Raw genomic sequence first — 26,114 nt, forward strand, 5'->3', positions numbered from 1 at the left:
TCTTAAGCGTGCTAAATCTAATATTATTTGATTATTTACAGGGTTCGCAGTAATGTCTGATGTGTTCAAAGAAATTTCCGAATGCAGGATTGTTGCCACAGTCGTAGTTGAGCAAGCTGATCAGGCTCATATTCTTGCTCAAAACCTGCTTGATTGCGGTATAAAGTGTATTGAGCTGACTTTACGCACAGAAAACGCTCTTTCAGCCATCGAAACAGTCAGCCGAAATTATCCGGAGATTCTTGTGGGTGCAGGTACCGTTCTTACTTGTGAACAGGTAGAACGTGTCTGTCAGGCCGGGGCCAGATTCGCAGTTGCCCCGGGGCTCAACCCTGCGGTGGTTGAGAGGGCATCCCAGGCTAATCTGCCATTTGCGCCGGGTGTTTGTACGCCTTCTGATATAGAAAAGGCCGTTGAGCTTGGCTGCCGGTATCTTAAATTCTTTCCCGCAGAGCCGCTTGGAGGAATTAAATATCTAAAATGCATGGCAGCTCCCTATATGCATAAAGGGCTCAGGTTCATGCCATTGGGCGGGATCAAAGATGAGAACTTTATGGATTATCTCAAAGAAGATATAGTTTTTGCGGTCGGCGGCTCCTGGCTCGCTCCCAGCTCATTGATTTCCGCGGGAAACTGGGAAGGAATTAAAACCAGATGCCTCAACGCTGTGGAAAAGATACGAAATTGCAGTTCAGTAAACGGAGACTGATACAGTGAAAAAAGTAGTTACTTTCGGTGAAATAATGGGGCGAATTTCTCCTGCCGGTTTTCTCAGGTTCCGCCAGGCTTTGCCCGGAACAATGACGATGTCCTTTGCCGGAGCCGAGGCCAATGTCGCCGCCTCGATAGCATATATGGGAGGCAGCGCGTCGTTTGTGACTTCACTGCCCCGAAACGACATCACTGATGCCTGCCTGGCACAGCTGCGGGCAATAGGTGTAGATACGTCCGGTGTTGTCGTGAATAACGCCGGGCGACTGGGTTTGTACTACACCGAAAACGGCTCAAATCAAAGGCCCTCCAGAGTGATATACGACAGGGCGTATTCAGCGATATCCCTGACCGAGCCTTCTCAATATGACTGGGAATCTGTATTTGAAGGCGCCGGCTGGTTTCATGTTACCGGAATAACACCTTCGCTCTCTAAACTTGCGGCTGAGGCGGCGGTTTATTCGGTTAAAAAAGCCAAAGAAAAAGGCTTGAGCGTTTCATGTGATCTCAATTTCAGAAGTAAGCTCTGGCGTTGGGATCCGTCGATGTCGCCGGCAGAGCTGGCACGCTGCACAATGGAGAGTCTGCTGGCTTATGTGGATGTGTTGATTGCTAACGAGGAAGACGCCTCGAGTGTTCTTGGGATTCAACCGGCAAATACAGACATTAACAGCGGCAGAATTGATGCTCAGGAGTATAAGCAGACAGCCGCACAGATAGCCGGGATGTTTCCAAATATCACCAAAATCGCGACCACGCTAAGGCAAAACATATCCGCTTCGCATAACAATTGGGGGGCGATGCTTTATGACTGTACTGAGAAAGATTCTTATTATGCTCCGCTGAAAGACGGCAGATACAGCCCTTACAGCATCACTCATATCGTTGACAGAGTCGGCGGGGGAGATTCCTTTGCCGCGGCGCTGATCTATGCTCTCAATACTGAAAAGGCCGCGGATTTGCAGGAGGTGCTTGATTACGCCGCCGCCGCTTCCTGTCTGGCACATACGATATCAGGAGACTATAATTTTAATACCAGAGAAGAAATAGAGACTCTCGCGGCAGGTAACGCCGCGGGCAGGGTTGTAAGATAAATAATTTTGAAATTTTAAGCGGGGATTTTGTTATGTTTAAAAAGATATGGCTGCTTCTGCTCTCTGTAGGGCCGGGGATATTCTGCATAGGATATACGATTGGCACGGGCAGCGTTACTTCGATGAGCAAGGCCGGCTCGCAGTTCGGCACTGAGCTTTTGTGGGTTCTGGCTTTGAGCTGCCTGTTTTCGTGGGTATTGATGGAGGCTTACGGCAGGTATGCGGTGGTAACCGGAGATACCGCTATTCACAGTTTCAAGACTAAGCTGAAGTTTGGAAAATTCTTCGCCGTTCTTGCTGTTGCCGGAGTCAGTGTCGGCCAGTGGTGCTGTCTTTCCGGTCTGGTAGGTTTGTCGTCTGCGGCGGTTTATGAAACGCTGCGGCTGTTTTTCCCCTCATTTGAGCAGGGGGGATATTGGCCGGGGCTGATAATAGCAGTTATTATTATGGCGGCCATGTATATAGTGCTGTGGTTTGGGACATATTCTCTTTTTGAGAAAGTTCTGGTGTTTTTTGTAACTATTTTAGCCGTCAGTTTTATTGTCTCTATGTTTATAGTGCTTCCGTCTCCTTCAGAGATCGCCGGCGGATTTATTCCCTCTATCCCCGATGTTGAAGGGGCTAAACTAATGATAGCGGCTTTTGTCGGTACGACTATGGCAGCGCCCACTTTCGTTGTAAGACCTCTGTTGGTAAAGAGTAAGGGCTGGTCAAACGGCGGGTTTTCTCAGCAGCAGAAGGATGCAGCCGTTTCAGCATTGATGATGTTTGTTGTCAGCGGCTCGATTATGCTCTGCGCTGCGGGCGCACTGTTCAAAGAGGGTAAGGTAATAACAAATGTACTGGATATGGCAAACAGCCTCAGCCCGTTTGCGGGCAGGTTTGCCGTTGCTCTGTTTCTGGCGGGTACACTCAGCGCCGGGCTATCTTCCATGCTTCCGATAATGATGGTTGCTCCTCTGCTGATATCCGATTATAATAAAGGCCGGATGGTAACGCGTTCTGTTATGTTCCGCTGTCTGACCGCGGCAGCGGCATTGATCGGATTAACTGTGCCGATACTCGGAGCCAATCCGATCGCGGCCCAGATCGCGACCCAGGTATCGCAGGTATTCGTCTTGCCTCTGGTGATAGGATGTATTATATATCTCGTAAACAGCAGAGAGATGCGGCAGCACCGTGCCGGTTGGCTGCTCAACAGCGGTCTGGTGCTTGCATTCGCGTATTCTCTGGTAATGTCATATATCGCATTGTTAGGTTTAAAAGATTTCTTTTAACAAAGTTATGGAGTTGATTTATGTTTCGCTTTTGTTTAATTATGGCGGTTTTTATGTGTGTGCAGGTTCAGGCTAAAACTTTTTTCAACGCGCCGGATGTTATTTATCCGGGAGATGAAAACTATCAGAATATAGAAAGCCGTAAGTTTCAGGGAATTCCCAGTCTCGCGGTAAGCCCCGGCGGGCGTATCTGGGTTACCTGGTACGCGGGCCCGACAGCGGGGGAAGATAAAAACAATTATGTCGTTCTGGCAACCAGCGGCGACGGAGGCAAAAACTGGCAGGAAATTTTAATCATCGATCCGGACGGAGCCGGGCCGGTAAGGGCGTTTGACCCTGAAATCTGGTTAGACCCGCAGGGGAAATTGTGGCTGTTCTGGGCGCAGCATTTTGCCCATGATAAGATGAACCCTCATGCCGGTGTCTGGGCGATGGTTACAAACGAGCCTGATAGCAGCGGCGCAAAGTGGTCTTCGCCGCGGCGGCTGACAGAGGGTATCATGATGTGCAAGCCAACTGTTCTTTCAAGCGGCCGATGGCTGCTATCCGCATCTACCTGGCGAGAAACAGATTACAGCGCCAGGGCGGTTGCCTCTGATGATGGCGGACGCAGTCTTGAGGTTATCGGAGCCTGCAATGTGCCGGTGGATGTACGCAGTTTCGATGAACATATGATTGTTGAGCGTAAAGACGGCTCTCTGTGGATGCTTGTCAGGACAAAATACGGTATCGGCGAAAGCGTTTCAGATGACGGCGGAAAGACCTGGCCGGAGTTAGAACCTTGCGAGATATCGCATCCATCCGCGAGATTTTTCATCAGGCGGCTGGATTCAGGTAATCTTCTTCTGGTCAAGCACGGCCCGATTGACGAACGTACAGGCCGCAGCCGGCTTATGGCGTTTATTTCTAAAGATGACGGTAAAACCTGGCAGGGCGGGCTGATGATTGACGAGCGTGAGGGCGTTTCATACCCGGACGGTCAGCAGGTAAATGACGGTCGAATCTATATTACTTATGATTATTCCCGAACAGGGGATCAGGATATTCTGATGGCGGTATTTACCGAAGAAGATGTTATTGCGGGCAAAGCCGTATCCGGTAAAACCAGGTTCAGGGTGCCGGTTAACTCGACGGCGGATAATTCGGTTGAATAAATTTCTGTGTATTCAGAAGTTGAGGCAGACTGGTAAAAATATCATATTTATAATTGTACGGCAGTTTTCAGACAGTTCTTTAATACGAAAGAAATAGCTATGTTAAAGTTTAAGTTGCTTATCCTGGCTTTGTTTATCTCAATACAACCTGTATTTTCCGGTTATCCGGAAACTGTTAAAGAAACCGCCCGCGATATCCCCGTGATAGACTCTGTTGACGTTGTTGTTGTCGGCGGCTCTACCGGCGGTGTCTCCGCGGCAATCGCGGCAGCCCGAGAGGGGGCATCTGTCTTTCTTGCGGGCGGGGCAACATACCTTGGCGATGATATGTGTTCTACGTACCAGCTTTGGCTCGAAGATGGCGAAAAGCCTCTTAACAGTCTGGCTGAAAAGATTTACGCCGCTGATGAAACGGATGAATCTTCTGGAAGATATGTAACGCCGCGGCCGATGCACGTAAAAAGAACACTTGAAAACGCCCTGCTTAATGCGGGTGTGCGTTTTCTGTTTTCAACGTACGGCTGCGATCTTGTCTTTTCCGAGGGAGGCGAGCTTGTCGGGGTGTGCATTGTCAACCGCTCCGGCAGGCAGGTGATTCTCTGTAAAACCGTAATCGATGCCACCGGCAACGCCGCGATGGCTCGCATGGCAGGTGTAAAGGTCAGGGCCGCAGCCGACGGCAAAGGTGAGTTTAAACGTGTGGTTCTGGGCGGGACTGCGGCTGTGAACGAGAATATTGTATCCTCCAGAGCTCTCAAGTCGCCGCACTGGCAGCCAAGGCTTGAGAAGGTTCCCGAGACCGAAGGTAAAGCCTGGAAAGTCGGGCCGCCCGAAGACTGGGACGGAAACATGATCGAGTACACGCTGAGTTTGCCTATGCCTGATCAATCCTTTGAATCTTTTGCCAAAGCTCAGCAGAGGGCCCGCGATGCGACATGGAGCCCTGATCAGTTTGACGCGTCAGCGCAGCTTTATTATGTGCTGCAGGAAAGCATAGTCTGCCGAAAGAGGCTGTCAGGCTCATTCGCAGCCGACTCGGTAAGCCTTGACTGTTTCAGGCCCGAAAATGCTGATAATCTCTACGTGCTTGGCGGATGCGCAGACCTGGAGAGGAATCTGGCAAAAAAACTTATTCGCCCTGTTAATCTGATGCTGGTGGGCGAAAGAATCGGCAGAGCCGCGGCGAAAGAGTCATCCGCCCGGGTTGAAATTAAGATGCCCGAAAAGGCGGACTTTTTGCCTCAATTGCCCGCACGCGGCAGTAATCGGGGCGAACTTCGTGAAGTTTTATCCGGACTGCGAATGACCCAGGCTCCGCAGGCGTCTATAAAAAGCACTGAACGGAATATCCCTGTACTTGGCCGGTATGACGTGGTAGTGGTCGGCGGCGGAACCGGCGGCGCTCCTGCGGCGATATCTTCTGCCAGAAACGGTATGAAAACGCTGGTTGTTGAGTATCAGAACGGTCTGGGCGGCGTGAGCACTCTGGGCATGATCGGTATCTACTGGTACGGCAACAGAGCCGGGTTTACTGCCGAAATCGACGAAGGCGTAAAATCCATGGGCCCAAAGGGACAGGTTCCCAAATACAATTATGTTGATGTCTGGAACGCAGAGTATCGCATGGAATGGTTTCGAAAAGAGATTCTCGAAGCCGGCGGCGAGATATGGTTTAACGCAACAGGCTGCGGCGCATTGGTTGAAAACGATAAGACCAGAGGCGTCATCGTCGCAACGCCGCACGGAAGGGGCGTTGTTCTTTGTGATGTGGTTATCGACAGCACCGGCAGCGCGGATATAGCTATCGCGGCGGGGGCTGACTATAACTACACAGACGCCGAACACGCGGCGATGCAGGGGACGGGCCTGCCTTACAAAGATATTCACAACACTGGCAAAAATACACCCTGGTACACCAACACCGACTATACATTTGTCAACGAGGCTGATATGCTCGATGTCTGGCGTGCTTTTATCGGCGCCAGGGAGAAGTTCAGCGAACATTATGACCTTTCAACAATCATAGATTCACGCGAGCGTCGCAGGATTGTCGGCGATTATGAGCTGGATCCGTTAGACGTTATAAATGACAGGACGTTTGACGATACAATAAATTTGAGCAGGAGCAATTTCGATTCTCACGGCTATACAATACACCCGTTTTTCATGCTCAAAGCCCCCGATAAAAAGGCGATTGAGGTTCGTGTGCCCTATCGATGCCTTATCCCCAAAGCGTTGGATAATATGCTCGTTACCGGCCTTGGTATAAGTGCACACCGCGATTCCATACCGCTTGTGCGTATGCAGCCGGATATCCAGAATCAGGGTTATGCCGCCGGTGCGGCAGCGGCGATGGCGGTAAAAGCCAAATGTTCAGTACGTGATATTGATATACGCCGGCTGCAGATGCATCTTGTTGGAAAGGGCTGCATCCCGGCGGGTATTCTCGAAGAAAAAGAGTCTGCTCCGCTGACTCTCGAAGAACTCGAGGACAAAGTGGCTAAGGTAACTGAAAACTACGAGGGCCTGGGCCATATACTTGAGAGGCCGCAGGACTCAATCCCTCTGCTTCGTGAGGCATACAGAAATGCCGAAAATGATGAGGAGAAGCTGGTTTATGCCCATATTCTGGGTGTTATGAACGATCACTTCAGCGCGGATTATCTTATTGAATACGTTTCTCAAAATCCATGGGACGAGGGCTGGAACTTCACAGGTATGGGCCAGTTCGGCGCCAGTATGAGTTACCTGGACAGTGTGATAATAGCTCTGGGCAGAACAGGAGACAAACGCGCGATTGAGCCGATAATTGAAAAGACCCGCCGGCTGGGCGGCAAATCCCAGTTTTCGCATTACCGCGCGGTTGCTGTGGCTTTTGAGACGTTAGGCGATAAAAGGGCCGCCAGACCTCTGGCCGAGCTGCTTGGTAAAGAGGGTATGACCGGCCATACGGTAACGCTCGATGACATACAGTCAGAAGAAAGAAAGTATTTTACCGACAGATCTCTGTCTCTGCGGGAAATTGTCCTGGCAAGGGCGCTTTTCAGGTGCGGCGACTACAACGGCCTTGGCAGAAAGATTCTCGAAGAATACGCCAAAGACCTTCGGGGGCTTTATTCCCGTCACGCTGTAAGTATCCTTCGGCAGAACCAGGATTGATAATTAACCCTGAGCTGCAAGTAAGTTTTATTGAACTGACACCGAGTGTTCGCTTGCTGTAAATATTTTTTAAATCGTTTATCAGTAAGTGTTTTGAAAAATCTGTGTGTATATGCCAGGTTTTGGTTTCCGTGTTTTTCAGTTGATTGCGGTTGATTTTGAGTAATTGCTTGATTTTCTAAGATTAAGGGTGTATAATAACAATTGTTAAATGCATATAAAATAAGGTGGGATACCCCTCCTGACATGCTTTAATTCATTGATTCTTATCCCGCCTGATAAGTTAAATCTAAATTTTAGCACGGGTAAGAAAATGAAAACTTCAATCAAATCACAGATCGCGTTTTTAATCTTCATTGCATTTGTTATGTCTTGGTCACAGTCTTTCAGTGCCTCTGTTCCACCGGAGAGCCTTGCCGGGGTTTCTCTGTTTAACAGTCCCGACGGTACCGGCGAGTCCTTGAGATGGAATATTTACGGCAGTCTGTGGGATCCTGCGGTAGGAGATTCGTTTTATTACACTTCAGGTTATTCAACTCCGCAGGCCGTTTCTCAAATGCAGTGCATCCTCACCGGCGGGCTTAATCAGTATGCTGTGGAAACGATAACCAGAACATCTGTTTCTACAGATACAAGCGAAACTGCTGCTTCAGCTCAATATGACAGCCAGGGGAGGATAATCCAAATAGAGCAGGTAAACAAAGACCCGGATCAGCCGAGTGATTTTTTTACTTTTCAGTATGATTCTCTAGGCAGACTTACAGAAGTCCAGATGATGGCCGGCGGGCCAATGGGCGCGGTAATGGGCGGCATAAGTTCTTCAAATTACTGTGATGACTGCCCCCGGCAGCAGCGTAAAGTACCCAGAAATATAAAATATACCAATTATTCAGATCCAAACAAGGATGTAGAAGTGTCCGCTGAATATGATACGAATAACCGGCTGGTATCAATCCGCTACTGCCTGCGTGAACATGATCATATCGGCCAGTTCAGTTTTGGATATAACGAGCAAGGCCGGTTGGTAATGATAAGTAATGGTCTTGACAATGACTGTGACGGCTATTATGAGAACCCGCTCTTGAGTGCTTATCTGGATTATGATGCAGATGGCCGAATAACAATGATAGATGACTACGTATCCGACAGCAACATACTTCAATGGATACGAAGAAGCATCTCTGATAATGATGACGAAGAAGAGATCAGAATCCGATCAATTTTCGGCGATTCCGACCAGAGCATCTTCACAACCACGATTTCCGACGGAGCCGGCACTGATACCTACAGCGAAAACGCCGAGGTAACCGTCCCCGACGCGGGCGGCTCTGTGAATATCCGTAATTGGAACTGGTGGGGGCTTGCTGTTCCCCCTTCATTGGTGTCTGCGGATGTGAACTGGTCGCCACCTCAGCAGTCGGCCGATTCAAGCGGTATCAGCAACAGGGTAATACTTCCAATACTCTCGCCCGGCGGTGAGCTCGCAGCTACTGTAGATTTGCAGGAAATAAGTATTTGCAGCTATAAGGCAAGTGAACGAAAAAAAGGGCTTGTCCTTGACAGAAACGGCACTGCAAGAGATGAACTGCACTTTTACGATTACACGCCTGACGGCAATATCGCGGCGATGCTGACGATGGATGAATACGGCAATGCAATCATAGGTATCGGCGGTCCCAACGCTGAGCTGATGCGTTATAACTTTTTCGAGGCATGGCCTTCTAAGTGGAAGGGATTCAGCCTTGATTCACAAGAGCCGCCTTCAGAGCCTCTCAAAGGCGATGCCTGGGACCAAAGAAACGACCCTGCGAGATTTGGATTTTTCGATGGATGGCCGGACAGCTGGGGCGTTCAGCCCTACATTCCGATCTACAGCCAGACAGGCGATGGAACATTGTATCTTGCCGGCACTGTAACCTCTGGCGGAGCTTACTGTTATTTCCAGTACGGCGAGAAAGGCCTTCTTGAGGCGATTGTCAGAATGAACAGTGTTGACAACAACGCCTGCCTCGAAGAAATAGAGGGCGATGCAAACGGAGACTGCCGGGTAGATTTTGCAGATATTGCAGTTATGGCGCAAAACTGGCTACAGTGTAACCTCGAGTATCAGCATCTCTGCCGGTAAAGAATATCATTGGCTTATTATTCTTTGTAAACCTCTACCTCGGTAGTGAATACGAAATTTTCATTGTAATTGACGCGAGTTTTGTAGGTGTCCAGATAGGCGACTCTGACGTAGCGAGCCTGTTGCGGCGGGAATGAAATCAATGCCTTTTCGCTCTTTTTAAGGCTGAATTCATATTTGCCGACGGTTTTAAAGTCCTTTGCGTTGGTGCTGAGCTGTATCTCTACGTTTCGCGTAGAGCCAAACGCCGGCACGCCGATATATACCTTGCTTACGGTTTTTATCTGTTCAAGATCAATTGTCGCGTATTTGGGGAATTTGTCGCTCTCATTTGACGCGAAGCAGTTTACAGAGTTTTCTGCCCAGCTGCCGTCGTTGAGTCCCTGTCTCCACGCCGTGCCGTGTGTATTTTCATTTGTGCAGGTGTACGGTTTGTTCAGAGCGAAGTTCTCGCCCTCTGGCAGAAGCCGCGTTTGTATGTCACTGCTGAAAGCGGGTGTGGGCAGGCCTTCTTTATTCATCAGGTTCGGCGTTGCCCTTTTGTTCCAGCCGAGGCGAACGATTTTCGGAGAAGTAACTTCTTCTGACCATACAGTCACTGTATCTTTGCCTGTTATTTCGGCGTTGGCCTTGTGGAACACACCATCGTCTCCGGCAACTTCAAACCAGTCGGGGGCTTTGCCGTCACGTGTGGTCAGGCCGCTGCCGCTGTGGTCAAATTTTACAACGGCTTTGCCGCCGGCGAAATCGGCAGATTTGAACAACGGGCCGGAATATACCAGAGCCGTTTTTCCGTAGTCTTTTGCCAGTGCCCACAGGGCGAGCCTCTTGCCCACGTCCTGTTTGTTTTTTGGGTGGATATCCTGATAATTTCCGATGTCGTTGGTTACCGCCATGCCGGTGTTGGGTATAGTCAGCGAATGCAGCTGAGCCTCCCAGACAAGCGGGAGCCATTCATCATCTGCGTATCTGTACGGAGCCAGATGCACGTAATAGAAGGGGAAATCGCCCTGGTTCCAGACACTTCTCCAGCCGCCGATCAGGGCTTTCATCTTCTCGTAGTAAAGCATACCGTCGAGCCTGTTTGACTCGCCCTGATACCAGATTACCCCTTTGATTGTATATGGTACTATCGGGTGGATCATTGCGTTGTAGAGGCCCTGTATGCCGTGGTTGCCCTGCTGCAGGTTCAACGAGACCGCCGGCAGGTCGTTTACGGCCTTGCCGTCTTTTAGAGCCTGGAGGGCTTCTTTTTGCCACTTTTCAACACTTGCCATCGCTTCTTTGAGCTTGCTGTTGTATTCGCTGCTGCCCGGGGTTTTGGCCTTTATCTCTTCATAGATGCCGCTGAGCCTGTCCAGGTCTTCATAGCCGAGAGTAGGTATCCATGCCTCTATTCTGGAGCCGCCCCATGAAGAATGGATAAGGCCTATCGGAACATTGAGCTCTTTATGCAGTTTACGGCCAAAGTAATACCCCGCCGCACTGAAATCGGGTATGTTTTCTGGTGAGCATACCTGCCATTTTGCGTTAACATCGTCCTGCTTGTCAGGGCTTGATAGTCTTGGGATCTGAAACAGCCGGATGTTCGGGTAATCCGCGTTGGCGATTTCTTCCTGGGCATCATTAGAGTTTCCTACGCTCATCGCCATGTTCGACTGGCCGCTGCACAGCCATACCTCGCCGCAGAGTATATCGGTTAGTTCGATAGCGCTGTTGTCTTTGCGGTCTGTTATAATCAGATTGTAAGGCCCGCCGGCGCCTTTTGTCTCAAGCCCGGCCTGCCATTGGCCGCCGCTGCCGGCACGTACAGTAACCGGATTAACCATGCAGCTGCCCGTTATTGTTACCTGGGCTCCGGCAGAGGCCTTTCCCCAGATATTGACTGTAGTATTCCGCTGAAGCACCATGCCGCTGTCAAAGACGGAATTAAGTTCAATCTGCGCAAATACAGAGCCGGTTAAAATTATAAGACTAACAATAATACAACAAATTTGCTTTTTCATGGTTAATTCCTTAATAAATGTTGTTTTTATTTTGAGATTAGGTTTTCGTAGAGTCCTGCGCTGTGGGCGAGTATTTCTCGGATTTTGAGGTCGTAGGGACATTTTTGCTCGCATCGGCCGCAGTCTGTGCAGTTTTCGACGGTTTTCATCATCTTTTTCCAGCTTTCATCGGTAACCTTTTCCACCGGAAGCCGCTTAACCAGAGATTCGTATATCGTAATCGGAAATATCTGCACCCCGTGCGGGCACGGCATACAGTATTCACATCTGCGGCAGAACTGGTCGCCCGATTCGCTGCGTATCCTGTCCATTTTGGCAAGCTCCCGTTCGTCAGGCTTCTCGTCTTCTTCGATAGTCGCGGCGATCTGGTCGATTTCTTCGGGTTTTTCTATGCCGACAAGCGGCACGACATTATCCATGCCGTTGAAAAACTTAAACGCCAGTGAAGCGTCTGCGATATGCCCGCCTGCCATGGGTTTCATGGCTATTATGCCGACATCGTGTTTGACCGCGGCGGGAACTGCCGACTCCAGCGGCTCGCGGACAATGAAATTCAGAGCTATCATTGCAGTTTCGAAAAGGCCCGTCTCGACGATGGGTTTGATGATATCCACGCCGTGAATTGTTATGCCGATATGGCGTATCTTACCCTGAGATTTTGCCTTTTCCATTACCGGCATCAGCTCAATGCATTTCTGGAGTCCCTGCCGGTCTTTGATGCAGTGGAACTGGTAAAGATCAATCGTTTCTATCTGCATTCGCTTAAGCGATTTATCTATGGATTCAGCCATAAAGCGGGCGTCTGTCGGCGGGGCTTTGCTTGCAATTACAAGCCCGTCTCTGCGTCCCTTTATCGCTTTTCCGATCTTCTCTTCACTGTCACCGTAGCCGGTTGCGGTATCGATGTAGTTTATGCCGTGCTCAAGGCAGCGGTGGATACATTTCTCCGCCTCTTGCTGAGAAACACGTGTGATCGGAATGCCGCCGAAACCGACCTGTGAGACCATTAGTTCACTTTTTCCAAGCCTTATTTTTTTCATAGTATCTGCCTAAACTGTTTTCTGGTTGTAATTACTGAATTTTACTGCGGAACGGCTGTAATTTCAAGCCGGATTAAAAGTTTTCAATTTTTGTATAATCATTTGCGGCACGCTTTTTAAGATAAACTCACTGCCCGTATATAAGGAAGCTCACCGTGTCTATGACAAAGTAAAGCCCGAATCCTGCCAGCATTACTGCACAAACGGCAAGGGCGGCAGTCATGCCTTTGCGCCCTGCGATAGCCGCACCCTTATTTGTCGTAAAGGTGACCAGCTCCAGCCAGATCAGGTCCGCCAGCCAGTGAACCAACGCGAAGACAGGCAGCAGCCAGTAACCGAAACCTATTGCCCTGGTTGTCAGGCCAAGCCCGATAGTAGCCCACCACAGCAGAAAGTACGGATTGGATATAGACAGAAATATTCCCGTGATAAACGGGCTTCTGCCGGGATTTTCGGCTTTTTCCGCATGTACTCCTTTTCTAATGTCGCTGAGCAGCCCCCACGCCATATAAAGCAGTATTGCGCCGCCGAGAAGGCCGGTAACCGTGCGGGCAATATCGGTTTTGACCAGGGTATCCAGTCCCGCGGTGAGAAGCAGTATCAGGGGAAATTCCACTACCGCGTGCCCCAGGGCTATCATAAGCCCGCTGTGGCGGCTTTTCATGCCGTGGCTTATCGCCGCGGCGGTTACCGGTCCCGGTGACATGGCACCAGAACATGATATGGCAAAAGAACTGGCTAAAAATAAAAGTATGTTCATAGTAATCACGGTTTATTATCGGGAGATTTTGATTAGTGTCAATGAATTTAATTCGCTTAAGTGCTTTTAAACGCTTTAAACAATGTGTTTTGCAATTATTTTCAAAAAATTATTTTTTTTGTTTGACTATGTGTAACATATGTGTTATATTCTATTTCAGAAAGAAGGAAGTGTAAAACAAACATTTCCAATAAACATTAAAGAGTCGCTTATTCGTAGTGGTTTTATAGCGGCTTGAGAGAGAAAGTAAGTTAAAATAAGTTAGTTGATTTTATCCGCTCGTAATTCTCTCGTTTTATGTTCTTTTAAAACATAATACGTGTAATAATATCTGATATTGACACAATCTCTTTCTCCCTTTTCCCTATCAGGAGAGTACAGGAAGGCCTCATTCCCAATCCCAAAAGGCCTTCCTGGCTCCCTACTTTAGCGGCAGAAGGGATTAGAGTCTTTATATCAAGGAGAAACCAGTTAGTGCTTTTTGCGGCCGGGGGAAGCTTTTTTACGAAGCCGCGGCCGAATCGAAGAGCCGGTTCACCTCCATGGTAACCTTTGAAGTTGAAGAAACACAATCTCTTTCTCCCTTTTCCCTATCAGATGAGTACAGGAAGGCCTCACTCCCAAATCAGGGCCTTCCTGATACTCTTCGTTTTCCCTTTTCCCTAATCCCATAATTAAGAGATTTAAATAAAAGAAGTTGGATCCCGGAGCTGTCCCCCTCCGGGATTTTTTTTGCGCGCTCATATCGTGAAATCAGGCTGCACGTATGGTTTAAAATACAGAACTCTCGCATTATAACAATCTCATTACATTCGAAACTTAACTTCGGAGATATCTGCAGGGGCAGTTTTAGGATTTTTTTAAAAAATTATTTTTTCCTATAACACCTTGATAATAACACTTTTATTTTGGTTAAAATCTTTTAACCGCCCGATAAAATGTTTTAACCTTAAATTTATATTGACATCTCATACCGGCAGTGTTATATTTTCCAAGTGTAGTGGTAATTCTTAAATAACAGTTATTATAGATTGTACGCATATGCCGGTAACAATTAAACAAATCTCAAATGAGTTAGGTCTATCCCCCGCAACGGTTTCGCTGGCTATTCGCAACAAGAAAGCCGGCAAAAAGAGACTTTCCCCCGAGACCGTCAGCCGCGTACAGGAAACCGCACGCAAGATGGGCTACAGGCCAAATACCCTGGCTACCAGTCTGATCAGCAGCACTTCCACCACAGTCGGGGTTTTGCTCGGCTCGCTTAGTTTCGGCTCTGAATCTCTCCTGGACGGATTCAAAATGTCATTCGGGCCAGATTACACTTCGTTTTTGTCGGTATATAACGGCGAGGGCCAACGTGAAAAACGTGAACTTGAAATGCTCATCGGGCACAGGGTGTGCGGTTTGATAGCCGCGTTTTCCGGAGCATCTGAAAACATAAGTCTCTATAAAGACGCTGCTTTACGTTACAAGATACCGCTTGTTGTGATAGAAAGGCAGATTCCGGAGCTTAATGTTCCGGTTGTAAGGTCTGATCATTTTAACAGTACCTATCTGGCCGCAAAGGCTTTGCAGGATCTTGGCCACAAGCGGATTATGTATGCAAGTGTCAGTTTTTCAGTAAGTTCTGAGATGTCGGAACTTCATTCACAGGGATATTACAAAGCAATGCGTGAGGCAGGCCTTGAAAACTGCATTTGTGTTAATGAACGCAGGGGGATCAAGGACTGGTACAAGTCGGGAAATCTGCGGGCCCAGGTTTCTGAGATAATGAAGACCTGGCTGCTCCAGAAAGACAGGTCAACAGCGGTTCTGGTCGATCATGACTGGCTGGCGTATGAGATATTAAGTGAATGCAGCGAGCTGGGTATTAGAATTCCTGAAGATTTATCATTGATGGGAATCGGAGATTATGTTTTCAGCTCTTTCCCCTATGTAAGCCTAAGTACTGTGGCCTCCGCGGGTGATTATCCGATGCAGACAATGATTGGCCGCGGGGCGGCAAAACTCTTGATGGAGCTGGTTGCCGGCGACGAATGGGACGGGAATGATGTTATTCTGCCTGTTAAGGTTGTTCTCAGATCAACTACCAGAGAAATATGAAATTGTTGAGTGTAGTGATCTTTAAACAATAAGGAAGGTTCAAATAAATTTTTAATTTTAGTTTAAGTGAAAGGTTTTATTATGAAGTTGTTAATGGTAAGTTTAATGTTAGCAGTGTTTACTGTTGTCGGAACTTTAAATGGAGAGACTATCTTTGAGACATTTGACTCGGATCCTCTTGCCAACGGATGGACAGAAGACGAAAATGAAACCGGTAGTTCGTTTACCTACCAAAATGATCTCACTACCGGCTATGTTGGCGGTGGGTATCTGGAAGTTTTCATGCAGCGCAATCCAAACACAGACCGTTTTACAACTTCCCTGAGTCAGACATATACGCAGGGCCAGGAATTCTGGATTGAATTTGACAGTTCGACTCAGGCCCACTATCAGTACCAGCGGGGCTTGTTTGGCGTATTTAACAGTGCTTCTGATAACTCCACCAACGTTATAGCAGATAATTTCTGGAGGCAGAAGACGTCGTCTTCGAGCTCGAATTTTGCACACAGGGTACAGAGCTATGATTCCAGCGGGTCATCTACGATTTATACCTCAGACTATGTGTTTGTCAAAAATGAACCCATCCGCGCCAAGCTCCATTATTATGTTGACGGAAGCAGTAACGGGATAGCCGAATTTCAGCTTTGGCGGCTCAATGAAGCAGGTGCCGCCGATGATGTTCTGCTTGCTGATGCTACTGGTGCAAATTCTGCTGTAATTCTTGATGCCGGTAACACACTGAGTTTTGATGTGTTTGGTTTTGGAAACAACGACGGCACACTTAACACAACTTACACCCAGAGATCATGGGTTGATAACCTTTATTTCAGCACAGACGGGGCTAACACCGAATATGTGGATCCGGCTTTTGCAGTCCCTGAACCTGTTTCAGTTCTGTTGTTTGGACTGGGCAGCCTGACTGTACTGCGTCTGAAAAAGAATTAGAATTTGAATTAATTTTACTCTTAAAATAAATAAATCTTGCGGCCTTAAAGCCCGATGCTTCAGCGATGAGTTTCGGCAGAATAACCGGTTATTATGACTCTGAGCTGACGGCAGCATAAAACCTATATATATTTTGGGGTTAATATGAAGTATTTGCACTGTATTTTGAGTTTGGTTTTTGTCTCTTTTGTTTTGTTCACCTCTGCAGGCAGGGCAGAGACTCTATTTGATTCGTTTGATGTTGACCCCCAGAATAACGGCTGGACAAGGGCCGGTTCGGGCAGCAGCAATTTTACCTGGCTTGATGATCTTGTTGTTGACGCTGAAGGCGATGAGTATGTTTCAGGCGGATATCTCAGAGCTGACCTGTATAGAGAGCCAACGACTGAACGTCTCAGCTATGCCCTGAGTCAGAGCTACAGCATGCAGCAGGAGTTCTGGATGGAGTTTGACATGTCCACGCGTGTACATTATCAGTATGAGCGGGGATTTGTTGGTTTATTCTCCAGTGAGACAGATAATGCTGCAAATGTTCTCGCCGCCAAGGTCTTCAGGCAGCAAACCCAATCAAATGTATCGCCTAAGGCCGCAAGATTTAATTCGTATGATTCTACGGGGGCAAATGTCTATGTTGAAACAGGTTATGTGTTTGATAAACTTGTTCCCGTCAGAATCAAACTGCACTATTATATTGATGAAAACGAAAACGGAATTGGTGAGGTTGAAATATGGCATCTAAATGATGTTGGAGAGTCGGACGATGTCAAACTTGTCAGCGCATCAGATATTCTGTTTGTCAACGGCAGCGGCAAGACGGCTTCTTACAACTGTTTTGGAATCGGCAATCTAATCGGCAGCTCCAGCAGTTACTGGCAGGCAATATGGTTAGACAACATGTATGTCTCCACCGAAAAGAGCTGCGATGATTATTTTGCCGGTCTTGGCCAGGAAAGGCCGGAGCCGGCATTTGGAACCTACAGTGCCGACCTTACGCCGCCGTCTCCGGATCCGCTTGTCTGGAGTTCAGTTCCTGCCGCGATCAGCCCGACTAAGATAACTATGGCTGTCGGGCCGGCATCCGATGAAAACGGTGTAATGTACTATTTTGAAAACATAGATATTCCAAGCCACAACAGCGATTGGCAGGAAAGCACCGAATGGACAGATTCAGGTCTTGATGATAACACGACTTACAGCTATCGTGTAAAGGCCCGGGATCTTTCTGCAAACCGCAACGAAACGGGCTGGTCAAGCATTGAGCAGGCAACAACACCGGTTGAGACTGATGTCTCATCACCAGAGCCTGATCCGATGCTCTGGGTGAGTGAGCCGGAGGTTTTTGGTTACAAAAATGTTACAATGACTGCGGCAGTTGCTGTTGATGCCGAGGGCAACGGGCCGGTTGAGTATTATTTTGCCAATCTGACTGAACCGGGCCGCGACAGCGGCTGGCTGATCAGCAATGAGTTTACCGATGAAGGCCTCGACTACGCGGCATCCTACAGTTACGCGGTGAAAGCAAGGGATGTTTCCGCTAACTACAATGAAACCGCCTGGTCGCAGACTGTAACGGTGACAACTGATAACGAGCCGCCGATAACCGTCTTCGAAAGAAAGTCTCTGATGTGGCACGCCAACAAACTGGATATGGACTGCCCGATGAATATATATTATAAGCAGACTAATACCGGCGGCGCAGAGAAACCGGTTATTGTATATGTAATGAATCACGGTTTTCCGCGTATAGGCCAGGAACCTGATGAGTCGATACTTTCTGACATGATAGATGATGAATACATTGTCATAACAGTTGATTTTAACAATAATGTAAACGCAGTTTCACCCTTCTTTGATAATGACCTCCATGATATACTCAAAGCGGTTTACGGCAGCGGTTTTGCATCTCTTTTACTTGATGTGAATCTCCTGCCCTCAAGTAAATACGAATGTTATTTTATACCTGCCGGCTGCAGGATAGAAAGAAATCTGGTTTATTTTGAGCTTGATAAGCACGGCTCATTTGGAACCAAAGAGCGTGTAATGAGTACGTACAACAGCTATGTTGTGCCGAATTTCGGTGTTGATCCGGTAACAGACCCTGATGATATGGTCAACCCCGACGGCTCGCCTATTGATTACAAGCTGCGGATGGACGTGATTTATCCTTCGCAGGCAAGCCGGGACCTGCCCCTGATGTTCTGGAACTGTACAAGTCCCGACCGCAAGCAGATGTCCACAACAAGCAATTACAGGCCGCACTTTGGAGGCCTGGTTATGAGAGGTTATGCGATAGCCCTTATTGACCATTGCTATAACCCGCTGGCCAGGAACGATTCTTACGGCTACTTCAGCTCTTACACGCTTGAGGATTGGAACGGACTCAAGAGCGAAACCGCCGCGATGCGGTTTATCCGTATGAACGCTGAAAACTGGAATATTGATTCAGCCAGAATCGGCGGCGCAGGCCATTCAAAGGGCACCTATACACTTACCCGTCTTGCCGATCCGGCTCACGAATCCCCCGATGCCGAGGAATACTACAGTTTCAGCGGATTTCCGGAGGGCACTCCGGAAGCTCAGCCGTGGCAGGGCTACTCAAGCCAGATAACGTGCAGCCATCAGTCCGCCGGCAACGGCACGAGAAGAACGAGCCTTGTAACGGGCGATAATGTGCCGACTCTGATAGCGTGCGGAAAGTATGACGAATACAACCAATGGCTGGTATTTCCTGTTCTGGTTGGTACTTATGAGGGGCTTGATGTCAATCATCAGGCGTTCTGGATGGTTGACCGCGGGCACGAACTGCCGTACGGCTATAACGCGGAACGGGGCTTTGATATGTACGATATGTGGCACGATTTCTTTGATGCCTACATGAAGCCCGCCGCGCCGCCAAAGGTTGTTTATATCAACCCGCTCGACGGTAAGGCGGAAGTCGGGTCACTTGCCGGCTTTACAAGCTCTATTCCAGATCCGGCAGAACTGCCTTCCGATGTGTTCGATTATGTATCGCCCAGAGATCCGATTACTGTCAGTTTTATGCCGGCAGTGGATGCCGCCAGCGTGATAAATGGAGGCATAGAAGTTCTCAGAGCCGCAGATGCCCAGCCCGTAGCGGGGACGTGGCAGGGAATTCGCGGCAACTCTACGTTTATCTTTACTCCTGATATGCACTTACAGGAAAATACATCCTATAAGATTATAGTGACCAGCGATGTCATGAGTGAAGACGGTGTTAATCTCGGCCAGACGCGGGAGTCTGTTTTTACAACCGGATATTTGTTTGATACCGATGATTTGATTGATTTTGGCAGTTTCTGGCTCAACACCGTTGACGAGGGCCAGCAGTGGGATTTTGACAGTAATTTTTTTATCGATTTTTTTGACTTTGCAGAGCTTGCGAAACTCTGGATGACAGAGTTTTGATGCTCTTTGAAGAATTAAAATATGTAAACACACTTGTTGTGTATTAATATCTCATGTTTTTAGAGGTGTATAATGATAATTGTACAGAAATTTTGTAAAAGACAAAATCAGGGTTTCACCTTGATTGAGCTGCTGGTTGTAATATCCATTATTGCGCTGCTTATGGCGGTTATGATGCCTGCATTAAGCAAGGCCCGCGAGACTGCCAAACGCACTATATGTATGTCTAATTTAAAGCAGCTTGGGCTGGCAAGTGTAACCTATGCCAGCGAAAACCGTTTTCTGCCATTCAACACGATTACCCCTTCCGGCAGCAACAGCTCTACTCCCGGTTTCCACAACTATATGCTCAAGTACGGCTCAACACTCAAGTGGATAAATCACGGCCTTCTTTTTGGACAGAAATATATCAGCACACCGGAAGTCTATTTCTGCCCGTCGCAGCGCGGGGATGTCAGATATGAATGTGATACCTATTTTAACGGCGACCAGGAGAGAGATGAGCAGGAGAGGATGCAGCTGCTTGACGGAGCGCCTGGTATGAACGGGAATAACAACCGTTACATACGCGGCAGTTACCTGGCACGCTGTTACAATCCGGACGGGGTTACAATTGTTCGCGGCAGTGCCCAGATTGGGAAAAAAGCGACAATGTTTCCCTATGGTGCTACATACGCTTTTCTCGCGGACCGCTGGACATACGAAAGCAGCGGTGTCCATGGAAAGAAATTCTACAATGTCGCCTATTGTGACGGGCATGTCCAAATGCTGACCGACAGTAACAAATACCTTGCCGAGCTTGGCGTCGGCAGGCTGCCCGAGGCACTTGACAAGTCAAAGATTAAGGATTGGGCGGATGCCTGGAAAATATTCGATAAGGGTACGTTTGAACCGTTTGAAAAGTAATCGGTGTTATTTACATTTTAGTCTTTTGTTATCTGGAGATGTTCCACATGAAAAAGTATTTATATCTAATCGCGGCAGCAGTGTTGTTTGTGCAGGGTTTCTGCGCGGGCTACACTGTTTTTGAAACGTTTGACACAGGGATATCCGGCTGGAGTGCTTCGGGCTTTGGCGATTCAACGGTTGATTTGATCAGCGACGGAGCGGGTAAGCATTTAAGAGTAAATGTTGTCAGAGATGAGGATGTGGGCAGGTTTGTAATGCCCCTTGCCCAGCAGCTGAGTATCGGCTCGAATTATGAAGACAAAATCTACGTTCAGTTTGATGTTCAGATTGTCGGCGGTTTTAACAATTTCGGCTCGTCATATGTAGGCGCCGGCAGCAGTGCTGATGATAACTTTACAAACCTCTCAACAGTAAGGCTTTACTGGAATGGTGACGCTGGAGAGGACATGTACAGGTTCTACGGCTCAATCCATGATGCCGCAGGAATACAGCGGTCATATACCGCATATACTTCCGGCAGAGCGGGTTACGCCTACAGAGTCAAGGCCGAATACGGAACAGTATATGTTGACGATGGGGAGAATCAAGGCCCCAGGCTTTATTACGATGTCAGCGTTTCGTGGATTAACGCCGACGGCAGCACGGGAAAATTTCTCAAACGCGGCATATCCACTCAGACATTTACAAATCCGGCGACTACGGCTCTGCTGACGGTTGATCAGCTTGGAATTTTCAATTCTAATACGTTAACATCCGGCTATCGTTATTTAACATATGATTTAGACAATATTTATATCTCAAACGAAGGACCCGCCGAAAGTTCGGTTCTGCCGTCGTGGTACAATCTGGAAGCATCAGATACGGATTTGCTTGAGAGATTTGATGCCGAGCCTTCGGACTGGAACGAAGAGCAGACTGCTAACTCGTTAAATGAGTTTAACTGGATTGGTATGTCAGGTGATGGGTACATGGATGTTGAGCTTGTAAGGCCTGTTGATCCAAGTGAATACGCGAGTTTTTACAAGGAAATAGGAAAAACCTTCATTATTGATAACAGCGATTTTGCAGAGGAAGAATACGGAATCGGCTGGTTTGTAGAGTTTGATGCCCATCTTGTAAATATCGGGCATTTCTCCGAAGGTTTTATTGGTACAGGCTCCGCGGAATACGGACAGGTCTATCTGGACCAGAATATCGCGGGCGGGTTTTACTATGGAGCCCAGGAAATGGGCGACGGAATCAGAATCGGTGTCGGCGGTTACGGCAATAATTATCCAACGGACCTCGATACAGAATATATTCAGGGCGGGCTTGTTGAAAACACTGATTACCGTTTTAGATATGCGGCCTGTCAGCGGGATAAACGTACCAGGCTTCAGGCTGATATATATGAAATAAACCCCGACGGAAGCACCGGAAGTTTAGTAGGCAGCGGAGCAATGACCCTGGGCGGAAGCGGCGAAAGCCTCTATGCCGACGTTATCGGCTTTTTCAGCAGCCTCCAATCCAGCAGCTATAACAGAACGGAATACATTTTAGTAGATAATCTGCATTTTTCTGATGTAGGATTTCTGCTTGACGGCATAAAGCCTACATGGAATGAGCCGCCTCTCTGCCAGGAGCTGGCTGAGCCGATGCCCGGAGATGTCGGCAGCGCGGCCGGCGCGGGAGTTTATGACTGCGTGGTCGATTTTACAGACCTGCGGCTGCTCGCCCAGGATTGGCTCAGGGTTGGAATTTAAATATTCCGCAAACAGATTGAAACTACTCATAAATGGTAATGAAATATACAGAGGTGATATAACATGAATACAATAATCAAAGTCAGAGCCCTGTTGCTGCTTGCAGTTTTTGCTGTATCTTTTTCCTATGCAGAGACTGTAACAGAGAATTTTTCCAGTGACCCGGAAACCCGCGGCTGGACTAACCAGAGCGCCGGTTCTACAGTTTTTGAGTATATGGGCGGCTTCCTGCAGGCGAAGATCCACAGGGACAGTTCCAATACCGCAAGATATTACATACCGCTGGGCGCCGCTTACGACAAGAGTCAGGAATTCTGGTTCGAAATGGACTGGCAGATATTGGATACGTCTAATTCCGGTTTCCAGAGAGGGCTTTTCGGAGTTTTTAACTCCGGTACGTCTGATAACCATCACAATATGATTGGTGACGTTTTTGCCTACAGAGATTATAATGGCTCGCCGCGTGGAAACCGCCATGATGCAGTTGCGTACGCTTCTGACGGCACAAAGAAAACGATTGCCTGCGCCCCCGATTCCCCAGGAATACCTTACGGAGCGATGGTCAGGGTGATCGGCCATTACGACGGTGACAGCAGAGCCGAGGTGGCGATTTACAATATAAACCCAGACGGCAGCACGGGCAGCAGCGTTATGTCAACTGCTTTGTTGACTGTGATTGATTCGACCGACAACGTAACCTTCGATACGCTGGCAATTGCCAACAGAACCGACGGCAGTTATGACTCTTCTTATCATGTTGTCAGGATCGATAACATATATTTTTCCACAGAATCTGCCAACACGAGTCATTCATTGCCTGATTTTCCATTGATCGAGGCGAATATCAATGAGGTTACAGTAGCAACCGGAATGGATTCTCTGAAGGTAACCGCAAACATAACTCAAGACGGTTCACAAAGCACCTCATTCTATGTTCGCCAGACAGTATTTGCCGGCGAGGATGGAAGCGGGGGAGAGTTGTGTTCATTCACAAGCCCGGCAGTTACTTTTTCGTCAAATCAGACCAGGGATGTTGTTGTGGAGAGTAACGACTTGACGCCCGATCCTGCTTTGTGGTCTCCGCAGGAGCCCAACCTTAATTTTCTCAGAACAGAAGTTCTTGACAGCACTCAATCTACAATTCTTGCTACCGAGGATACAGTGATCGGATTCAGGTCTTTTGAGGTAGTCGGTGATAAATTTTATCTAAACGGCAGCCCGATCTATTTGTTTGGATACCAGTGGACATCTGCCGGCAGGGTGCTTGAGAGCATATCACAGGACCCTGCGTTCATAGCTCAGCACGTGGCCAGGCTCAAATCAATGAACGTCAACTTCGTTCGGCTTTCTGATCCGCCGTCCGCTCCGGGCTGGCTCGAAGAGTTTGACCGTGCGGGTATCATGGTATTTACCGGTTCATATTACGGCGCCGGCGTCAGCTCTCCTGATCTTGCCCAGAGCTGTTTCGATTCTTTCGAATCACGCATGAAAGTTTCAAAAAATCATGCAAGCGTTGTAATGTGGGTTATAGGCAATGAGTGGAATCTCGACGATCCGGTTGTATTTAACCAGGTCGCCGGTCATTACAGTAATTGCCAGAGCCTTGATGATACCAGACCGATGTTCATAACCTGGACAGGCAAGTATTATAACGGCAGCGGCGACCCGGTTCCGCAGATAGGAAGCGATTTCCTCAGTCATCACAGTTATTCGGGCTGGTACGGCGGCTGGGCGGAAAACTTTTACCCCAGATACGCGGATGTGGATTATCCTCAAATCGTTACAGAGGCGATGGGCGTATATACCAACAGGGCAGAGGGTGAAAACGGCGGTTTCCGTGTGGACGAGGATAAATACCTCACAAATGTCCTGCGTGTCATAGGACACAGCTATAATTATTCGCAGGATTCACTGGACTATCAGGCAGAGCTCTGCGGCGATATCAGTGAGATACTTCGCCGCAAGAGGGGGCTTGAGAGTTCTTTCTGCGGAGCATTTGTTTTCACAGACGGTTATTACTACAATCCTTCTAATTATTATGCTTCAGGCGATGCGACAACAGCCGAATCACCCAAGCCGGTAATCGATGTGGTCAGAAATGTGTATTCGCCTGTCAATGTTTCTATCGAAAACCTCAACCCCAAAATCTTTGCCGGCGATATTCTGGATATAAACTGCCACGTGATGAATGATGATCCGTCTGTTGATATCCTCAGCTCGACAGCTTTGACGGTGGATCTGCTTGATAGAGCCGGCCAGAGTATGTGGTCGGGTTCTTATGATATTGCGGATATACCTTATTATTCTACAGTTATTCAGGCAGTTGACATTGCAACTGATAACCTGGTAACAGGTGATTATTTTATCTACGCAAGGCTAAGCGACGGTCAGAATGACCTCTGCGAGAGTCTCAAAAATGTATTTATAGCGAATCAAAACTGGGCGGATGTAGAGAATGTTAACGATTCGATTGCGGTCTATGATGTCTCCGGAGATACTGTCGCAGTGCTTAGCTCTCTTGGATTCAGCACAACCCCAATTTCAAACTTTACAAACATATCGGGATACGACCTTGTGGTGATCGGCAAGACAAGCCTCGACAGCACCGCGGCGGGCAGTGAAGCCGAGATATTCGCCTATATAAACGCCGGCGGCAGGGTACTGGTGTTAGAGCAGAACACTGTTGATACCCGCAATAATCTTAACGGCTGGCTGGGCACATCAATAACAACAGGCGCTGGAGGTGAGAATTTTGTCAACATTGAAAGGCCCGAAATAAAGTCCCTCATGGACGGTCTGGACAGGCCGGACTTCAGGCGCTGGAACAATATCAGCACGCCTGATTCTCCTGACAGCAGGCTTTTCCTGAGTTATTTCAATCTTCAGTACAGTGACCTGGACAAGTGCGCAGTCCTGGCAAATGCCGGACAGAGCCTTTTCAAATCAGTTCTTGTAGAAATATATCCTTACGGAAGCTCGGGCGGAAGCTGCTTGCTCAACAGTGTTTATTCTGTAAGCAGGAGTGATTCTAATCCGGTTGCCGGTAAGTATCTGGCCAATCTGGTCAGCTACATGCTTGATGATACCTCTTATCACAGCCAGTATGCTGCCATCGGAGCAGAGGTGGAATTTGCCGATTTCCAGACAGAAAAAGGCATCTTCTTTGCTCCTCTGATTCAGGGTATGATCGTTGAGGACAGCGGTGATTACTACTACAGGCCCCAGGGCAGAAGAATGCGGGGAATGCAGGTCTTGTCCAACAGCGTTGGCTATCTTGAGGATGCCGACAGCCTGACAAGCTGGACCTGTCCGCTGTATTTCAAATCGATCTACGATATAGAAGAGATCGTTTTCGATGCGGCTAATCCTCAATCTCAGTCGCTAAGCTACACTCTGACGGTTAATTCTCAGCAGCAGAGCACAGTTACCGTGCCTGCCGGCCAGAGGGTTGTCGAAACGTTTGACATTTCGGATATCCCCTCAGGAACTGATGTCAAACTGGAGATAGAGTCAGATAAAGGGCTTGTGTTCTACAGTCTCAAGCTCGCTGATCCGCTGCCCGCAGACCTCAATACTGACGGCATTGTGGATTATTCTGATTTCTTTGAGCTTGCCGAAAACTGGAATAAAAGTCTGGCTGATATATGGCCCTATTGATTTGTA

General features: G+C 48.2%; 15 protein-coding genes. 12 read left to right on the forward strand and 3 right to left on the reverse strand.

All coding sequences use genetic code 11. The features are described from left to right. Window positions 1–52: 52 nt before the first annotated feature. The 6 genes from SMSP2_RS00605 to SMSP2_RS00630 all read left to right on the forward strand — a co-directional run bounded on the left by SMSP2_RS00605 (window position 53) and on the right by SMSP2_RS00630 (window position 9,520). Window positions 53–709 (forward strand): bifunctional 4-hydroxy-2-oxoglutarate aldolase/2-dehydro-3-deoxy-phosphogluconate aldolase, encoded by a 657-nt coding sequence (locus tag SMSP2_RS00605; RefSeq protein ID WP_146682094.1) that lies wholly within the window; start codon window positions 53–55, stop codon window positions 707–709. 4 nt (window positions 710–713) lie between these two features. Continuing rightward, window positions 714–1,805, forward strand: a complete 1,092-nt coding sequence (locus SMSP2_RS00610) for a sugar kinase (RefSeq protein WP_146682095.1) — start codon at window positions 714–716, stop codon at window positions 1,803–1,805. 32 nt (window positions 1,806–1,837) lie between these two features. Further along, the gene (locus tag SMSP2_RS00615) at window positions 1,838–3,082 is read left to right on the forward strand and encodes an Nramp family divalent metal transporter (RefSeq protein ID WP_146682096.1); all 1,245 of its coding nucleotides are present in this window, start codon (window positions 1,838–1,840) and stop codon (window positions 3,080–3,082) included. Between the two features lie 20 nt (window positions 3,083–3,102). Next, window positions 3,103–4,236, forward strand: coding sequence for a sialidase family protein (locus SMSP2_RS00620; protein WP_146682097.1), 1,134 nt, complete (start codon window positions 3,103–3,105; stop codon window positions 4,234–4,236). A 99-nt stretch (window positions 4,237–4,335) separates the two neighbouring features. Beyond that, complete coding sequence (locus tag SMSP2_RS00625; RefSeq protein WP_146682098.1) at window positions 4,336–7,395, forward strand: FAD-dependent oxidoreductase; 3,060 nt, start codon at window positions 4,336–4,338, stop codon at window positions 7,393–7,395. 313 nt (window positions 7,396–7,708) lie between these two features. Next, complete coding sequence (locus SMSP2_RS00630; protein ID WP_146682099.1) at window positions 7,709–9,520, forward strand: hypothetical protein; 1,812 nt, start codon at window positions 7,709–7,711, stop codon at window positions 9,518–9,520. A gap of 17 nt (window positions 9,521–9,537) precedes the next feature. Here the strand turns inward: SMSP2_RS00630 and SMSP2_RS00635 are convergent, their stop codons facing one another. From SMSP2_RS00635 to SMSP2_RS00645, 3 genes are all read right to left on the reverse strand, one after another. Continuing rightward, window positions 9,538–11,526, reverse strand: coding sequence for a sialate O-acetylesterase (locus SMSP2_RS00635; protein WP_186804773.1), 1,989 nt, complete (start codon window positions 11,524–11,526; stop codon window positions 9,538–9,540). A gap of 26 nt (window positions 11,527–11,552) precedes the next feature. After that, the gene (locus SMSP2_RS00640) at window positions 11,553–12,566 is read right to left on the reverse strand and encodes an aldo/keto reductase (RefSeq protein WP_146682101.1); all 1,014 of its coding nucleotides are present in this window, start codon (window positions 12,564–12,566) and stop codon (window positions 11,553–11,555) included. A gap of 127 nt (window positions 12,567–12,693) precedes the next feature. Beyond that, the gene (locus SMSP2_RS00645; protein WP_146682102.1) at window positions 12,694–13,326 is read right to left on the reverse strand and encodes a LysE family transporter; all 633 of its coding nucleotides are present in this window, start codon (window positions 13,324–13,326) and stop codon (window positions 12,694–12,696) included. Between the two features lie 1,041 nt (window positions 13,327–14,367). On the opposite strand from SMSP2_RS00645, the gene SMSP2_RS00650 reads away from it, so the two are divergent. The 6 genes from SMSP2_RS00650 to SMSP2_RS00675 all read left to right on the forward strand — a co-directional run bounded on the left by SMSP2_RS00650 (window position 14,368) and on the right by SMSP2_RS00675 (window position 26,108). After that, on the forward strand, window positions 14,368–15,429 hold the full coding sequence (locus SMSP2_RS00650; protein ID WP_146682103.1) for a LacI family DNA-binding transcriptional regulator: 1,062 nt from the start codon (window positions 14,368–14,370) through the stop codon (window positions 15,427–15,429). Window positions 15,430–15,534: 105 nt separating this feature from the next. Continuing rightward, window positions 15,535–16,374 carry a hypothetical protein gene (locus tag SMSP2_RS00655; protein WP_146682104.1) on the forward strand — a complete coding sequence of 280 codons (840 nt, stop codon included), beginning with the start codon at window positions 15,535–15,537 and terminating at the stop codon, window positions 16,372–16,374. Window positions 16,375–16,518: 144 nt separating this feature from the next. Further along, window positions 16,519–19,800: an Ig-like domain-containing domain gene (locus tag SMSP2_RS00660; RefSeq protein WP_146682105.1), complete on the forward strand. Its 3,282-nt coding sequence runs from the start codon at window positions 16,519–16,521 to the stop codon at window positions 19,798–19,800. A 72-nt stretch (window positions 19,801–19,872) separates the two neighbouring features. Further along, on the forward strand, window positions 19,873–20,706 hold the full coding sequence (locus tag SMSP2_RS14750; protein WP_186804775.1) for a DUF1559 family PulG-like putative transporter: 834 nt from the start codon (window positions 19,873–19,875) through the stop codon (window positions 20,704–20,706). A gap of 47 nt (window positions 20,707–20,753) precedes the next feature. Then, window positions 20,754–22,451, forward strand: a complete 1,698-nt coding sequence (locus tag SMSP2_RS00670; RefSeq protein WP_146682106.1) for a hypothetical protein — start codon at window positions 20,754–20,756, stop codon at window positions 22,449–22,451. Window positions 22,452–22,514: 63 nt separating this feature from the next. After that, window positions 22,515–26,108 carry a glycoside hydrolase family 2 TIM barrel-domain containing protein gene (locus tag SMSP2_RS00675; protein WP_146682107.1) on the forward strand — a complete coding sequence of 1,198 codons (3,594 nt, stop codon included), beginning with the start codon at window positions 22,515–22,517 and terminating at the stop codon, window positions 26,106–26,108. Window positions 26,109–26,114 lie beyond the last annotated feature (6 nt).

The sequence above is a fragment of the Limihaloglobus sulfuriphilus genome, from assembly GCF_001999965.1.
Classification (GTDB): domain Bacteria; phylum Planctomycetota; class Phycisphaerae; order Sedimentisphaerales; family Sedimentisphaeraceae; genus Limihaloglobus; species Limihaloglobus sulfuriphilus.

Bases quoted from the DNA above. Each gene is read 5' to 3' on its own strand.
- SMSP2_RS00655 (WP_146682104.1), top strand. From the start codon at position 15,535: ATGTTAGCAGTGTTTACTGTTGTCGGAACTTTAAATGGAGAGACTATC.
- SMSP2_RS00615 (WP_146682096.1), top strand. From the start codon at position 1,838: ATGTTTAAAAAGATATGGCTGCTTCTGCTCTCTGTAGGGCCGGGGATA.
- SMSP2_RS00625 (WP_146682098.1), top strand. From the start codon at position 4,336: ATGTTAAAGTTTAAGTTGCTTATCCTGGCTTTGTTTATCTCAATACAA.
- SMSP2_RS00605 (WP_146682094.1), top strand. From the start codon at position 53: ATGTCTGATGTGTTCAAAGAAATTTCCGAATGCAGGATTGTTGCCACA.
- SMSP2_RS00630 (WP_146682099.1), top strand. From the start codon at position 7,709: ATGAAAACTTCAATCAAATCACAGATCGCGTTTTTAATCTTCATTGCA.
- SMSP2_RS00645 (WP_146682102.1), bottom strand. From the start codon at position 13,326: ATGAACATACTTTTATTTTTAGCCAGTTCTTTTGCCATATCATGTTCT.
- SMSP2_RS14750 (WP_186804775.1), top strand. From the start codon at position 19,873: ATGATAATTGTACAGAAATTTTGTAAAAGACAAAATCAGGGTTTCACC.
- SMSP2_RS00650 (WP_146682103.1), top strand. From the start codon at position 14,368: ATGCCGGTAACAATTAAACAAATCTCAAATGAGTTAGGTCTATCCCCC.
- SMSP2_RS00640 (WP_146682101.1), bottom strand. From the start codon at position 12,566: ATGAAAAAAATAAGGCTTGGAAAAAGTGAACTAATGGTCTCACAGGTC.
- SMSP2_RS00660 (WP_146682105.1), top strand. From the start codon at position 16,519: ATGAAGTATTTGCACTGTATTTTGAGTTTGGTTTTTGTCTCTTTTGTT.
- SMSP2_RS00670 (WP_146682106.1), top strand. From the start codon at position 20,754: ATGAAAAAGTATTTATATCTAATCGCGGCAGCAGTGTTGTTTGTGCAG.
- SMSP2_RS00635 (WP_186804773.1), bottom strand. From the start codon at position 11,526: ATGAAAAAGCAAATTTGTTGTATTATTGTTAGTCTTATAATTTTAACC.
- SMSP2_RS00620 (WP_146682097.1), top strand. From the start codon at position 3,103: ATGTTTCGCTTTTGTTTAATTATGGCGGTTTTTATGTGTGTGCAGGTT.
- SMSP2_RS00675 (WP_146682107.1), top strand. From the start codon at position 22,515: ATGAATACAATAATCAAAGTCAGAGCCCTGTTGCTGCTTGCAGTTTTT.